At 43.1% G+C, this 13,116-nt stretch carries 11 protein-coding genes, 1 tRNA gene and 1 rRNA gene; 3 read left to right on the plus strand and 10 right to left on the minus strand.

The genetic code is table 11. From position 1 onward, the window contains the following. Positions 1-130: 130 nt before the first annotated feature. The 8 genes from DXX92_RS15105 to DXX92_RS15140 all read right to left on the minus strand — a co-directional run bounded on the left by DXX92_RS15105 (position 131) and on the right by DXX92_RS15140 (position 9,467). The gene (locus DXX92_RS15105; RefSeq protein ID WP_116001205.1) at positions 131-1,030 is read right to left on the minus strand and encodes a gluconeogenesis factor YvcK family protein; all 900 of its coding nucleotides are present in this window, start codon (positions 1,028-1,030) and stop codon (positions 131-133) included. A 160-nt stretch (positions 1,031-1,190) separates the two neighbouring features. After that, the gene (locus DXX92_RS15110; protein WP_116001206.1) at positions 1,191-1,832 is read right to left on the minus strand and encodes a sugar transferase; all 642 of its coding nucleotides are present in this window, start codon (positions 1,830-1,832) and stop codon (positions 1,191-1,193) included. Positions 1,833-1,904: 72 nt separating this feature from the next. Beyond that, the gene (locus tag DXX92_RS15115) at positions 1,905-3,149 is read right to left on the minus strand and encodes a glycosyltransferase family 2 protein (protein ID WP_116001207.1); all 1,245 of its coding nucleotides are present in this window, start codon (positions 3,147-3,149) and stop codon (positions 1,905-1,907) included. Then, entirely contained in the window at positions 3,146-4,237 is a 1,092-nt protein-coding gene (locus tag DXX92_RS15120) for a glycosyltransferase (RefSeq protein WP_116001208.1), read from the minus strand. The genes DXX92_RS15115 and DXX92_RS15120 overlap by 4 nt, the downstream gene beginning before the upstream one ends. After that, the gene (locus tag DXX92_RS15125) at positions 4,234-5,712 is read right to left on the minus strand and encodes a GumC family protein (RefSeq protein WP_116001209.1); all 1,479 of its coding nucleotides are present in this window, start codon (positions 5,710-5,712) and stop codon (positions 4,234-4,236) included. Before DXX92_RS15125 ends, DXX92_RS15120 begins: the two co-directional genes overlap by 4 nt. Before the next feature lies 1 nt (position 5,713). Next, positions 5,714-6,190, minus strand: a complete 477-nt coding sequence (locus tag DXX92_RS15130) for a hypothetical protein (protein ID WP_181901763.1) — start codon at positions 6,188-6,190, stop codon at positions 5,714-5,716. Positions 6,191-6,643: 453 nt separating this feature from the next. Beyond that, on the minus strand, positions 6,644-7,279 hold the full coding sequence (locus DXX92_RS15135; protein WP_116001211.1) for a hypothetical protein: 636 nt from the start codon (positions 7,277-7,279) through the stop codon (positions 6,644-6,646). Between the two features lie 121 nt (positions 7,280-7,400). Then, the gene (locus DXX92_RS15140; RefSeq protein ID WP_181901764.1) at positions 7,401-9,467 is read right to left on the minus strand and encodes an LruC domain-containing protein; all 2,067 of its coding nucleotides are present in this window, start codon (positions 9,465-9,467) and stop codon (positions 7,401-7,403) included. A 415-nt stretch (positions 9,468-9,882) separates the two neighbouring features. Between DXX92_RS15140 and DXX92_RS15145 the strand changes: the two genes are divergently transcribed. The 3 genes from DXX92_RS15145 (at position 9,883) to DXX92_RS15155 (ending at position 12,238) form a co-directional block, all read left to right on the plus strand. Then, a complete protein-coding gene (locus DXX92_RS15145; RefSeq protein ID WP_116001213.1) occupies positions 9,883-10,434 on the plus strand; it encodes a heme NO-binding domain-containing protein in 552 nt (183 codons plus the stop codon). Next, positions 10,398-11,963, plus strand: a complete 1,566-nt coding sequence (locus DXX92_RS15150; RefSeq protein ID WP_116001214.1) for a sensor histidine kinase — start codon at positions 10,398-10,400, stop codon at positions 11,961-11,963. The genes DXX92_RS15145 and DXX92_RS15150 overlap by 37 nt, the downstream gene beginning before the upstream one ends. 198 nt (positions 11,964-12,161) lie before the next feature. Further along, positions 12,162-12,238, plus strand: a tRNA-Ile gene (locus tag DXX92_RS15155). A 451-nt stretch (positions 12,239-12,689) separates the two neighbouring features. On the opposite strand, the gene DXX92_RS15160 is transcribed toward DXX92_RS15155, so the two are convergent. Then, positions 12,690-12,905, minus strand: a complete 216-nt coding sequence (locus DXX92_RS15160) for a hypothetical protein (protein WP_116001215.1) — start codon at positions 12,903-12,905, stop codon at positions 12,690-12,692. Positions 12,906-12,953: 48 nt separating this feature from the next. After that, positions 12,954-13,068 (minus strand): 5S ribosomal RNA (gene rrf, locus DXX92_RS15165). Positions 13,069-13,116: the final 48 nt, after the last annotated feature.

Below are 13,116 nucleotides of genomic sequence, written 5' to 3' on the forward strand. Positions count from 1 at the left end.
GAAAGATCAACACGCCCTAGACAAGAAGCTCAAGAACAATTGGTATTGAAAGCAGTATAAGAAAAAGGCCCAAGATTTTAGCGGCCTGTAGAATTCTATAATTGGAGAGTTAGGGGTGAAGTAAAATCAACTAAAGAGCTTGTATTAACGGCGCCAGCAATTGTTTTAATTCTCTGGCATTGTGTCTACCTAAGCTATCGCTTGAAACGGAAACGGGGTGAACCTTACCCCGCACTTCTTGAGTTGTTGGTGAGGCTTCTGCCATTCTTTGCTCAGGAATAAGAAAAATTACTTTGTGCCCAATACCTAGCGCTTCAAAAAACTGCATTTGTTTATTTAATTCGCCCTGCGCTATTTCAAATTCAGGCGCTACATTGGCAATAAAATAAAGGCGAATATTTGAGTTCGCATTGATGGCTTCAACGACACCTGCGACAAGCAAGCTTGGAACAACGCTTGTATAAAAGCTGCCAGGGCCAAGCAATAGCACATCAGTTTTAGCAATTGCAGCAAGTACTTCGTCACTGGCATTTACAGCAGGGCGCAGTGCCAAGCGTTCAATCCCTAGTTGAGCTTTGTTATCAACTGCCAGCTCGCCGACAAGTTCTTCGCCACAATTCAAATAGCCAACTAAATGGGTCGCCTGATCTGACATCGGCAGAATATCGGCTTGAATCCCCAAAAACTCACGCATTACTTTTACGCTATCGGTCGGCCTCAAGCAGAGTGAGTCCACCGCGCTGCACATTAGGTTTCCTAAGCTGTGACCTGATAAGTCACCCGCATTGTCAAACCGATACTCAAAAAGTATTGATTTTATTGAATTTGATTCACTGAGCTTAGATAAACAGTAACGAATATCGCCCCATGCAATGCCTTCGCTATGCTCACGTAAACGCCCCGTTGAGCCACCATTGTCTGTGGTACACACTATGCCAGTGAGGTGACAATGTTCAAATGTGTTGACAACGCTGAGCAGGTGACCAAGGCCATGGCCACCGCCGATACAGGTAAGGTTAACTAAATCCATGTCATTAAATATAGATAATGTCCCAAAAGCTAAAGCGCCCGCTAATGCTAACTAACATCAACTTAAAAAGGCATAGTGTTCAGAAACTGTCGTTAACTTTAATTTATGCGCTTGCAGGGACTGTTGTCAATTTAACTTACTGTTCTCCTTACTCCCCACATTACTGCCCTCGTCCTAGCACCATAATCATCAGGGTTTTCACCATAATTTTAATATCCATGTATAACCAGCGAGCGACTGAGGTTAACGACATTGCATAGGCAAAGTCATACGCTATTTTTGAGCGTACATCGGCAAGTGAAGCGTCATAGCCTTGATTCACTTGCGCTAACCCCGTGATGCCTGGAATCACACCATAAGTACGTTCTAGATAAAATGGAATGTTCTCTTCCAGCTCTTTAGCAATTTCTGGGCGCTCAGGACGCGGGCCAATAATTGACATATCACCGCGTAGTACGTTGATAAACTGCGGCAACTCATCCAAACGCACCTTGCGTAAAAATCGGCCAACAAGCGTCAAGCGGTTATCATTAGCGCTCGCCCAAACCGCACCTGTACCAGCTTCGGCATCAACGCGCATGGTGCGAAACTTGATCATCTCAAAATGATGGGTGCCCGATGTTGAAATCGCGCCAATACGTTCTTGGCGATAAAATACAGGCCCCTTGCTGGTTAACTTAATGGCTATGGCAATAACCACAAAAAATGGAGCACTTAACACTAAGCCAACGGCTGCGACGAATACATCAAATACGCGTTTTGCTTGACTAACTTCTGGGGTGATAAAAACTTGCTTGTTCATATACTACTCCTAAGTTTTTCGACTCTTACGAATTTTTACTAATCTATTGTTACTAACGAATGTGACGACTGTTTACTCAACTTTTGACCATACTTTGGCTTGTAAACCTAGCATGTACTTAGTTGAGCCGATTAAGGCGACCCAATAACCGTTCACTAAGTAACAAATCATTTTTATGATGCCGCTTGCTGGTACTTTCCGGCTGATATTAAGCAGGCCTACACCTAAATAAAGCACCAGTTGTCCCGCAAGTGTTAACTGAAATAGCCATTGCCAATTTGTGTTTAGCTCGGTGCCAGCGTCTGCAAACAAGCCTAAAACCCCCACCAGTAGCAAATTGCTTAGCATTATAAAAAGCAAGATAAAAGGCATCAGCGCTCTTAGCACTTTACCGGAAATAAAGTTCACGGCATTCCACCCGTATTTCGGGTTCATTAGCGACGCTAGCATCAACATTTGTTGAAAGTTACCCGCCGCAATACGTAAACGTCTTTGCATATCTTGCGCCAACTCAACTTGCTCAAGCTCAATCGCCGAGACGCGTGAATCATAAAGTACACGGTAACCTTGTTTAATTACCTGCATAGGGATTAAAAAGTCATCGTTAATGGTATCGGCCGGAATGTCTTCAAAAAAGTCAGAGCGAATTGCATAAAATGCACCGTGCGCGCCAATAACACTGGCTACCGAGCTTTCACGCTCGCGCACTTGGCGTTGATATTGCCAATACTTTTGCTCACCAACAGAGCCTTTATTGGCAAAACAATAACCGCCTGAAACCGCACCTACGCTAGCATCTTTAAAATTAGTATCGAGCATTAACAAAGCATTTACTGGCAGTAATGCTGAAACATCAGAAAACACGATATATTCATATTTAGCGCGTTTAACACCGTCTTTAAGCACTGCCACTTTACCGCGGTTCACATCAAAGTTAATCACTTGATAGTCCAACTCTTCTAAGCCTAATTCAGCTAACGCTTCCGTGGCTAAGCGATAGGTTTCATCGCGGCAACCATCACACAATAAAATCAGCTCAAAGCGATCACTCGGGTAATCCAAACAGCCTAAATTCCTGACTTTATCTGCAATAAAGGCTGCTTCGTTATACGCTGGGATCACGATAGAAAAACGGCGCATACTTTTATCATCGCCACTTTGCACATAATGGCGAGTAGCAATTTCACGCAAAGGAGAGCGTTTATGCTTTGCCAATAGGCTAAGCAATACTGGGTAAAACACATGATGATAAATCACCAGAAATATCGCCAACACGAACAATGCTGCTAGCATCATGGTAAAAGTGAAATAGCTCATACTTTCCCCCTTAAGCTTGGTTGCGTTAACGCAACATATTGTTTGATCATCGATTTAATCGAGCGTTTTTGCTCTACAAACAAACGAGGTGATTTTTGTAACGGTTGGGTCAGTCGCTGTTTTAATGCGTTTGCTAGCTTTTGCACATTGTTTGGCTCAACAACTTTCCCTGTGCGTTCGCAAATCGCCTCTTTACAGCCGCCAACATTGGTGAGCACCACCGGCACATTACACGCCTGGGCTTCAAGTGGTGCTAATGGCAAGCCTTCATTACTCGACGATAGGCAAAACACATCTAACAATTGGTAAAAGCTGCGCATGTCATCTAAGTGACCGAGGAAAAACACGCGATTGTCTAGTTTTAAACGCTTAACCTGCTGCTTTAGGGTTTGTTCTAAACTGCCAGAACCCGCAATTAACAAACCAACATCTTGTTGCAGTTGCGTCAGCGCATCGATTAACAAGTGATGCGACTTCACTGGTTCTAAACGCGCCGCACAGCCAATAAACCTTAACTCACTAGGTAAACCTGCTTGCTCTTTCAGCAAAGATTTCGCCTTTGGACTTGGCTTAAAGTAATCGGTATCAACGCCGTTAGTGATCACATAAGGTTTAGCCGCTGGCAATAAGGCTTTAACCTGCTGAGCGACAAACTCGGCATCCGCGACTAATACTGGGCGCACTAGCTTCAAACATAACTCTTGCAGCAACCTGCGCTTTTGTTGATTTAAATGCCAGGCGTCATGCTCGGTGTGAATCACGCAATCAATACCTAGCATGCGAGCGGCTAACCCGCCGTAAATTAATGGCCCGATATGATGCGTGTGCACATACATGGGTTTGATCTGGGCAAACAGCTCTTTGATTTTGCCAACTAAGCTAGGACGCCAGCCCGGTTGTTTATTTAAAACATGAATAAACTTTCTTGAACCGTGATATTTGCCTTTAATGCTTTGGCTATTACTGCGCTCTAACGCGATGATATGAACATCGTAAAATGGCGCAGCTGCACGTTGGAACTCCAAGGCAAAATTTTCAATGCCGCCAGGTTTAAGATGTTGCACCACATGCACAATCGTAGGCTTCATAGTGATTCTCCTGCTTGTTGTTGCGAAACTTGTTTTCGAATATCTAAATTGGGAATTCGTGTGAGCACTGGCACGCGAGTTAATGCCTCTAGCTGTCTTTTAGCGCGAATAGAGGTATCTGCGAGTTCAGCAAAAAGTGCCATACCTGTACCAAGCGCCAAACCGCCAACTACGCCAGCCAGCAAAAATATAACGAGCGGGAAATTATTTGGAATCGACGGTTGATAAGGTTCATCAATGATTTTGATACGCTCAGGTTGCTCAAAACGCCCTAGCGCGCCAGTAATTTTTGCTTTTTCAAAGCGCGACAATAAATCATCGTACAATGAGCGTTTAACCGCTAAATCTCGCTCTAGCTCTTGCAGTTGACGCTCCATATCACCCGTGCCAGCAATCGCTGATTGCAATTGCTGCGCTTGCTGCTCGATAGAAACCAGCTCTTCGCGAATTTGCTCAACTTTGCCGTCGGCTGACTGCAATTCTTTTAATTGAGACACTAATAATGGATGCTGCTGATTGTCTAAATCACCTGCCTGCATCTGGCTAGCCACTTCCCACAAACGACTTAGCGCTTGTTCGTCTAGCTGGTATGACGCTTTACTTTGAATGGTACGCTCATCTTGCAACTGTGCTAGTTTGCGCAGTGCACGTTGCACCTTGCTGTGCTTATCGGTGTAACGCGACCGTAGAATGGCCAATTCACCTTTGGTATCAACTATGCTCTGCTCTATTTCACTCATCACAGGGTCAACTTGCGCCAACCGTGTGCGAATGGTTTTCTTAGCGGCAATCGCCCCTGACAGGTCGATTTTGCGCTTTGCGATTAGCTCAATTAATTCCGCTAGGCGATTGCTATTACTGCCATATAAACGCGGCAAACTGTCAGCATGTTGTTGTTTAAACTCAGCTAACCTCAACTCTGCGCTTTGCAGATCTACTTTGGTAATTGCCAATTGTTCGTTTAAAAACGTTTCTGAAGCGGCGATTGCCGAGATTTCTGGCGCCAATAACTTATCAAGAAAACGATGACGAATAGCCAGCAAGGTTGTATCGATATTTTCTGGCTGCTGACTACGGTAAATTAACTTCACCAAGTCTTTACCTACTAGCTGAACACTCAACGAACTCGACACTCGCTTGACGAATTCCTCTTGTGCTAGCGGTGATGATTCATTTGTTAATTCGCCCAAGTCTTCACCAACTTTCAGCAACATATGACGACTGTGCAGCAAGGTGTCGAGGGCCGCAATGCGATTTTCTAAATCGGTAGAAACCGATAAATCTTCCAAGAATGGATTCATCTTGGCACTTTCCTGAACCAGAATCGTCGTATGTGTTTGCCAATTGCGTGGCGTAATTAAACTGACGACAACGGCAAGGATCGGCATAACAATTAACGGCACGACAATTAGATAACGTCTGCGCCATAATGCCGCCAAGATTAAGTGGATATTAACGATGACAGATGTGTTCATGTTACACCTCCACCTTTATCTGTAAGGTGTCATCAGCTAGCGATGGCTGAAAAGCGATGACAAGCTTTGTATTGCGCTGTGCTGCGATGGCTTGTAATGCTGCAACGCGTTTGTGGGTAAGCGATAGCTGCTGCCATAAAGAATTGGCTTTAGCTGGCGCAATACTCACGGTTAGCTGTTGCTTTCCATTTAAAAGCTGCATCAGTTTTAAGCGGTCAACCACATTCAACTCTGCGTCACGTAAGCCATAATCAAAGGTGATAAGCTCACTCTTGCGCGCCGCTTGATCTGATGATTGCTCTGATGGTTGATTCGATTGCAATGCGCGCAGTGATTGAATGGCATGCAACATTTGATGATTCACTGCAGGCGCTTGGTTAGCTGTCGTTTTTTCTTCCTTTAGCGCACTGATTAATAAAGTAGATGCACAGCCCGATAGCCCCAATTGGGCACACATTGCGATAGCGATTAAAGTCATTCTTTTTACTGCTTGCATCTTGCTAACCTTTAACTCCAATTTAACGAGGAAAAGCTATTTCCCCAGTGGTTAGCATTAGTATTTCAAGTTGCGTACCAAGCAGTTAAAAAAACACCAAACAGTTGTTTTTATTAGCTTTAATAAATTTTCAATAAGAATTCACGATTATTGTAAGAATTAAAAACCAAGTGCATTTTGCATTTTGCAATGCGTCTTCACTAACAGCAGAGTACGACGCACATTCTGAAAATAACGTTCCTTTAAAAATGGTAAACGTCAGTTAATTTGAATTGAGCCTAGGCTGTTTACTTTTAGCCGAGTGAAATTTATTCAGCGTCAGCTTAACGCTGTTGAAATGGTTGTAGCTAAGAAGATTAGGTCTAAGCGTCAACTGTAGACCTAATCTTATGGTTAACAAAATAGCCGCGACGAGGCTGTGATTTAGCGTATCTGTTAAAGAGTAATTAACCACTCACTACTTTGTGATTGTTTTTGCCAGAACAAATCCGTCGGTATCGCGCCATTTTCCATCGGCCATACTTGGGCGATTAATTCACTTTGCGCCTCACTTAACGATAAGGTGAACACTTGCGCTTGTCCGGTAATAAAGGTACGCAATAAGCAGCTGTCATAGTTGACTTGCCAACTCGCTGGAGCACCTTCTTTTGCCTCTATCTGCTCAAAGTCGCTGCAAATGTTAACGTAATACTGCGTACTGCCAGCAGGGGCAGCAGCAATGGTAACATCAAGCTCAAAACTACCTGCAAAATCAAAATCAGGCGTACTCACTAGCTCCGCTGTTGTGTCTGCCGCTTCATTAGCAGCTTCTGCCTCAGTTTGCTCGTTACTAGCATCGCTACTGGTATTATTGTCGCTCGGTGTCGCTGGCGCAGGCGGCGTAGTTGCCGGAACTGGCGAGTTAGTACTCTCGCCGCCTTCACCACCACCGCATGCCGTTAGCGCTGCTGAAAACAGAGCAGCTAACACCAGCTTGCCCAATTGATTTGGGAAGAAGGCTTGGTTTGTCATAAAAGCTTGGTTAGGTTTAATCGTTTGATTTGGCTTAGCTAAATTATTTTGTATATTCATAATCTACCCCAATTTTTCTTTAATACGATTCACCTGTATTGGTATTGATAAGTACAGGTATTGATAAGTGCAGGTATTGGTAAGTGCAGGTATTTGTATGCACTGCTATTGATAGGCACCATTATTTGTAGATATTTGCAGACTTGGCTTTGCTTTCTAGGTACCAGTCACTCGATGATGCGCCACTGCTCGTTACGTAGTCTCTAAACATTGGATATGCCTCTAACAAGTCGACTTTTTCCAACGGATGGCGCCAATTTTGTGAAGAACCTGGGTTAATCGCCAATGCCCAAGGCAGACCTGTTTCTGTTTGAAAAGTGTGGCCTGTGGCAAGGTTACTGCGATCTGAGGCTAAGCCAAAGTAACCAGTATCCATTTTTGAGGTTGGCATTTTGTTTTTCAGGTGAATTTCCATGCTGCGACCTGGGTGATAAAACGAATCACCGTGGTAAGTAGCAGGTTTAGCAAACACAAAGGGATTAAATGGCGCTTGCGGAAAGGTCACATAGGCAATTGGCGTAATAAAAGGAACTTGCAAGCTGAACTTCATTTGCTCGCTATTGTTACAACCTGACTGCGTTTTGTAGAAACTACAGCCCGAGCGAGCGCTGAAATAATCACTTAGATTGTCAGATATCATCAGCACTAACGAATCCGTACCTGTTTCAACCAGTGATGTGGTTTGCGCTACACCGTTGATTTCAAAGCGCACTAGTGCTTGGTTTACGGTACTTGGCGCGACATTATCAATTTGAATTGCAAAGCCATTCGCGTACGCCGCACCGTACGCCATCATTTCACCAGTTATCTCAAGTTGGTGCACTTCATTGGTACCACTGACTAGCAACGACGAGTCTTGTTTAACCACAACATCGTTCATGTCGTAGTCACCCATTTCCGGCCAGTTGTCTTCAAAAGCAATGAAGTAAGTGTTGTGCTTAATTTGACTTAAGTTAGGATTCGTCACGTATACGCGGTAGTCTTCTACCTCACCGTCGGTAACACCGCCGTAGGCGACAATTCCCGGCTCAACACTTAAGCGAGCACGCGCCCATGTGTATCCTGGCACAGCCTCAAAAGGAGCTTCGACTAAAAAGATTTCGCTGCTGTCGTAAAGGTAGTGATCGGTAACTAGCTTTTCGTTTTCGGCAAAGGTACCGTCTTGATCAAAATCGACCCATATATTAACGTAGCCACCACCAAAGGCCGTTACTTGCAACAAGCCACTCATGCCGCCAATTAGCGGTGTAATAAACACCACGCCGTCGTCGTCATTACTACCTGTGGCATCATCACTTGCTGGATACAAGTGGGCATTGTGTTCGCCATCAACACGAGTGCCTAAAAAGTTGTCGCCAATGCTGTGACGAGCACCATTGCTGGCAAGCAAGGTGCGATAGCTATCTGGCGCATCACCGTAATCGACAGTTGGAGCGACTGAATCATCAACAATTGGCGCTGTTGCACAGCGCGCACCATCATTGTTTGATGAGCTTGGACCATAAGCAAACAACTCTGCTTGAGGGGCAGCAGCATCAACATCAATAATAAAGATGTGGCCATCACTGTTGCGGCTAATATAAAAGTTTCCATCAACATCAAAGTAAACAGCGCCAAACGTGCCTGACTGCCCAACATTACCCAATTGTTCACTGGTGCCAGAAGCAACATCAATTTTGTGTAGTCTACCTTTGTTATCGACCGAATAAGCAAAAGAGTTGTTTGGATGAAAGGCTAAATCGAAAATGGTTAGCGGCAATGCATTGGCACTCGCTACTTTCTCTGCAGCTAGGTAATTAGCATCTTGTTCATCTAGTGGAACCTTGTACAAGCCGCTACCTTTTTTATAGAAAAAGTAACTGTTTTCACTTAGCGCGACATCGCCAACGTAAAAATTCCCACCGGGGTTATTTGTTATATTGATTGGCGTTGCTTGGTAGTCATCACCGATGCGCACTAAAGTGCCCCACTCATAGCCCCAACCATAGATATAATTATCGTGAAAGCTAAAACCGACACCGTTGATTTTATTATTGGTGCCTAAATCATCAGACAACAACGAGTACTGGCCAGTCACTAAGTTAACCCCATAAAGCTTGGCAACACTTTGCTGCACAAGAAATGCCTTTGAAGGACAAGTTGCAAAGGCATCTGCCTTTGCAGGAGCGCTCAATAAACTGGTACTCATGATTAATGTTCCCAGTATCAAACCATACTTTGACAAACTTGTTCTGAACATAGTTAACCCCTTCTACAATGTGTTATCGCTACAGGAGCAAATTACATTCCATGTGACTTTATCTTTATTATTCAATGCATTAAAAGTTTAACGAGGAGCTTTGCAAAGCGCATGTCGCAAAATGCAACGCAAGACGAATAGCATCTACAGTGCGATAAATACTTAAGGAATGGTTAGGCACACAAGGCTTTGCGATAGGAATGACATTTAGTAATTAAGCTTGGTTTAGCATTTGTCTTACTTGAGAGGAAAGTCAAAGGTAACTTGACAAAGAACATCGCAAAAAACTTAGCAAAAAAAGTTAACAGATTGAAAAACAAAGACTAAACTCAGAGCTAATGTGAAAGCGAAATGGAGTCGTTTGATGAAAGGAGCTATTTTCTGTGGTTACAGCGAGTATATTGAACAAGCGCACGGTCTGCTTACTTGGTTAGATATCGTTGATAAAAGTGAGTTAGCTGAGTCCAGCAGCTTTATCGCAACAGATATTTATGAAGATAAAATATTTGTTGAGCTGCTCACCATCAGTGCTGAGTTACTCAATGTTTCGCTTAGCGACATTCTTACCGAGTTTGGCGAGTTTTTGTTTCCTACCTTGCTAGGCAGCGCTAAACATCATATTGGTGAATGCACTAACGTATTTGAGTTTCTTGATCACGTTGAAAATGTTATTCATATCGAAGTGAAAAAAGCCGACCCGCTCGCTTATACCCCCTCACTAATTCTCGATACGGTTTCCAACAGTGAACTGTTGATTAAGTACACCTCTCATCGCCAGGTTTGCTTTCTAGCTGAAGGGCTAATTTATGGCGCCGCCAAACATTTCAATCAGAAAGTAACCATCGAGCACTTAAGCTGCACGCATCAAGGAGACAAGCATTGCCTAATGAAAGTGACCACAGTGCAGCCAAGCTAGCCCAACTAAACAAACAAGTTTCACTGTTAGAAAAAGCCTTAAAAGACGAAAGAAGCGCCAAAAAAGCACTGGAGGCGAAACTTGATAACGTGGACCAGCACAGGTATGACTCATACCGTGAACTGATCAGTGCGCTTGAGCAAGCTAATAACCGTCAAGTACAGCTAAAGGTACTATCGAACCTTGCCAACCATCATGCCAGTTCAGGCTCAACCGCAGAAATGTTGGTGAATTTCTTAAAGGAAATATCATTGCTACTCGAAGGGGCAACGGTACTCTTGTTCGACTATAAAAATCCAAAGCGTGCCATTGCCTATTTATTAGAGAAAGACAGCAATAAACTCGTCAAACCGTATAGCAATAGAATAGATATCACAGCTTTACTTAATCAAGCTGCAAATTCTTTACAAACTACTGAAGAGCTAGAATCTACAGAAGCGGGTAGTAGCCATTGGCAAAGAATTGCTGAAAATTCCTCCTTAGAGCCAAGCTTGCACGACTTATTTCACCATGAAAACCAATTGGTTTTCAGTTACCAACGACTTAAACAACGTAAAAACTTGGTAGTTATCGACCTACCGCACTATTGCTACAGCAAAGAGGTAAAGCAAACGTTAGATACTGCCGGTCAGCAATTTGTTTCCGCAATACAAAAACGTGCAACAGAAGAGAAGCTCGCCAAGAACTATCAACGCTTACAACGTGCCGTTCATAAACTGAGTTCAGTGCAGCACCAACTGATCCACAGTGAAAAAATGGCTTCTATTGGCCAACTTGCAGCAGGTATCGCGCATGAGATAAATAACCCAATAGGTTACGTGAAAAGCAACCTATCGGTGCTAAGCGACTACATTACATTATTTAAAAAAGCGATTAACGAAGCGAGGCCACATATTGCAGTAGACGATGAATTAGACTTCGCAGAGCAAGACGTAGCAGAGCTCATTAGCTCATGTTTGGATGGTGTTGACCGCGTTGCCGAAATTGTCAGTAGCCTAAACTCATTTGCTCGCAAAGAAGACAGCACTAAAATCGCTAAGGTCTCTCTCAATCAAGTGCTACAGGAAAGCATTAAAATCACTTGGAACAATATTAAACACACGTGTGAAATGGTGGTTGAACTCGACGAAAATTTACCAGAGATAATGGGACACAAAGGCGAGCTTCAACAGGTGTTTATTAACTTAATCGTCAATGCACTGCACGCAATAGAAGATAGCGGCAAAATTACCGTTCGCTCTTGGTTTCAAGATACGGTGAACGTCAGCGTCACTGACAATGGTTGCGGCATGGATAAAACAACCCAAAAGAAACTGTTTGAACCCTTTTACACAACAAAACCAGAAGGAAAAGGGACTGGGCTTGGCTTATCAGTATCCTATGCCATTATCGAACATCACAGAGGGAAAATAACAGTGCAATCGGAAATAGGTAAAGGAACGCGCTTTGAACTGAAATTCCCAATCGCTGAGCACCAATCAGCACAAATGACTGTACATGAGAACAAAGATCTAATGGCAAATAGTTAACACTTTATTCAAAAGCGATTGCCAAAGTTAAACCCTTTCAGAAAGGGTGACCGCCAACAAAACGAACAAGAATTAAGCTATTGAATGCTATCCACTAATTTTTTGTTATCGCGCGGGTGACAATAAAAGTAAAAATGCTTATACTGCCCCCGCTTATTTCGGAGACTTTACTCTAAGTCACCAAGCAAGTTAAAAAATGGCCCTTTAGCTCAGTTGGTTAGAGCACCCGACTCATAATCGGTAGGTCCCCAGTTCAAGTCTGGGAGGGGCCACCATTTTACCTCATAACTATTAAGTTGCATTAACACCAACATTTCTTCTGTTTACTTGTTTCAGTAACAAGTTTAAAAACGTTGAATCCACTTATTATATCCAGAACTAAGAACCTTAAATCGCACATAAAAGGGACACTAATATATACGGATAATTTCAAGTGCCTAATGCCCTACCTTCGACTCAATTGCCCCCTCCCTTAATCAAGCTTTTGAAGATGAAAAACTAAATTGATGCTAAATTTGTGAAGATTCTAATAGGATATAAGCAGTATTCAGCTCCCCTAAATCTATGCCAACCAATTAGTTACTTTATGTCATTAACACCACCATTTATTTACTGAACTCAAATAAGTAGAAAGTTAAAACTAGAAAGCGGTATTTTTGAAGTAAATAGTATTAAAGTTCATTACACCAAAAGAGTTATTATGCTAATTTTAAAAGGCCTTGAGCGTTAGTTACGTTTAAAAGCTTCTACAACATATTTGTCTTTATTAACTTCCCAGAAACCATAAACATTAGTTGCATTTGAAGAGCTAGGAAGCACTAATGCCACAAGATCATGGATGCTAGAGATTAAGACAACGTTAGGAGCTGTTGTAGAAGGATCAGGTAGTAATGAAAGGTTAATATCACTAAGCAATGCTGCAGTAAAATTTTTAAAGGCCATAGATGCAAAAAACCCGTAGCGTTAGCTACGGGTTTTTCTTAATTAAGTGCCTAGCGATGACCTACTCTCACATGGGACCTCCCACACTACCATCGGCGCAGTTGCATTTCACTTCTGAGTTCGGCATGGGGTCAGGTGGTTCTACAACGCTATTGTCGCTAGGCGAAAAAAGTTACAATTTGGAAATTAATATATATCGTTATTCAGCACA

This window comes from Thalassotalea euphylliae, from assembly GCF_003390395.1.
GTDB classification, from domain to species: Bacteria; Pseudomonadota; Gammaproteobacteria; order Enterobacterales; family Alteromonadaceae; genus Thalassotalea_F; species Thalassotalea_F euphylliae_C.

Bases quoted from the DNA above. Each gene is read 5' to 3' on its own strand.
- DXX92_RS15105 (WP_116001205.1), bottom strand. From the start codon at position 1,030: ATGGATTTAGTTAACCTTACCTGTATCGGCGGTGGCCATGGCCTTGGT.
- DXX92_RS15110 (WP_116001206.1), bottom strand. From the start codon at position 1,832: ATGAACAAGCAAGTTTTTATCACCCCAGAAGTTAGTCAAGCAAAACGC.
- DXX92_RS15115 (WP_116001207.1), bottom strand. From the start codon at position 3,149: ATGAGCTATTTCACTTTTACCATGATGCTAGCAGCATTGTTCGTGTTG.
- DXX92_RS15120 (WP_116001208.1), bottom strand. From the start codon at position 4,237: ATGAAGCCTACGATTGTGCATGTGGTGCAACATCTTAAACCTGGCGGC.
- DXX92_RS15125 (WP_116001209.1), bottom strand. From the start codon at position 5,712: ATGAACACATCTGTCATCGTTAATATCCACTTAATCTTGGCGGCATTA.
- DXX92_RS15130 (WP_181901763.1), bottom strand. From the start codon at position 6,190: ATGACTTTAATCGCTATCGCAATGTGTGCCCAATTGGGGCTATCGGGC.
- DXX92_RS15135 (WP_116001211.1), bottom strand. From the start codon at position 7,279: ATGAATATACAAAATAATTTAGCTAAGCCAAATCAAACGATTAAACCT.
- DXX92_RS15140 (WP_181901764.1), bottom strand. From the start codon at position 9,467: ATGAGTACCAGTTTATTGAGCGCTCCTGCAAAGGCAGATGCCTTTGCA.
- DXX92_RS15145 (WP_116001213.1), top strand. From the start codon at position 9,883: ATGAAAGGAGCTATTTTCTGTGGTTACAGCGAGTATATTGAACAAGCG.
- DXX92_RS15160 (WP_116001215.1), bottom strand. From the start codon at position 12,905: ATGGCCTTTAAAAATTTTACTGCAGCATTGCTTAGTGATATTAACCTT.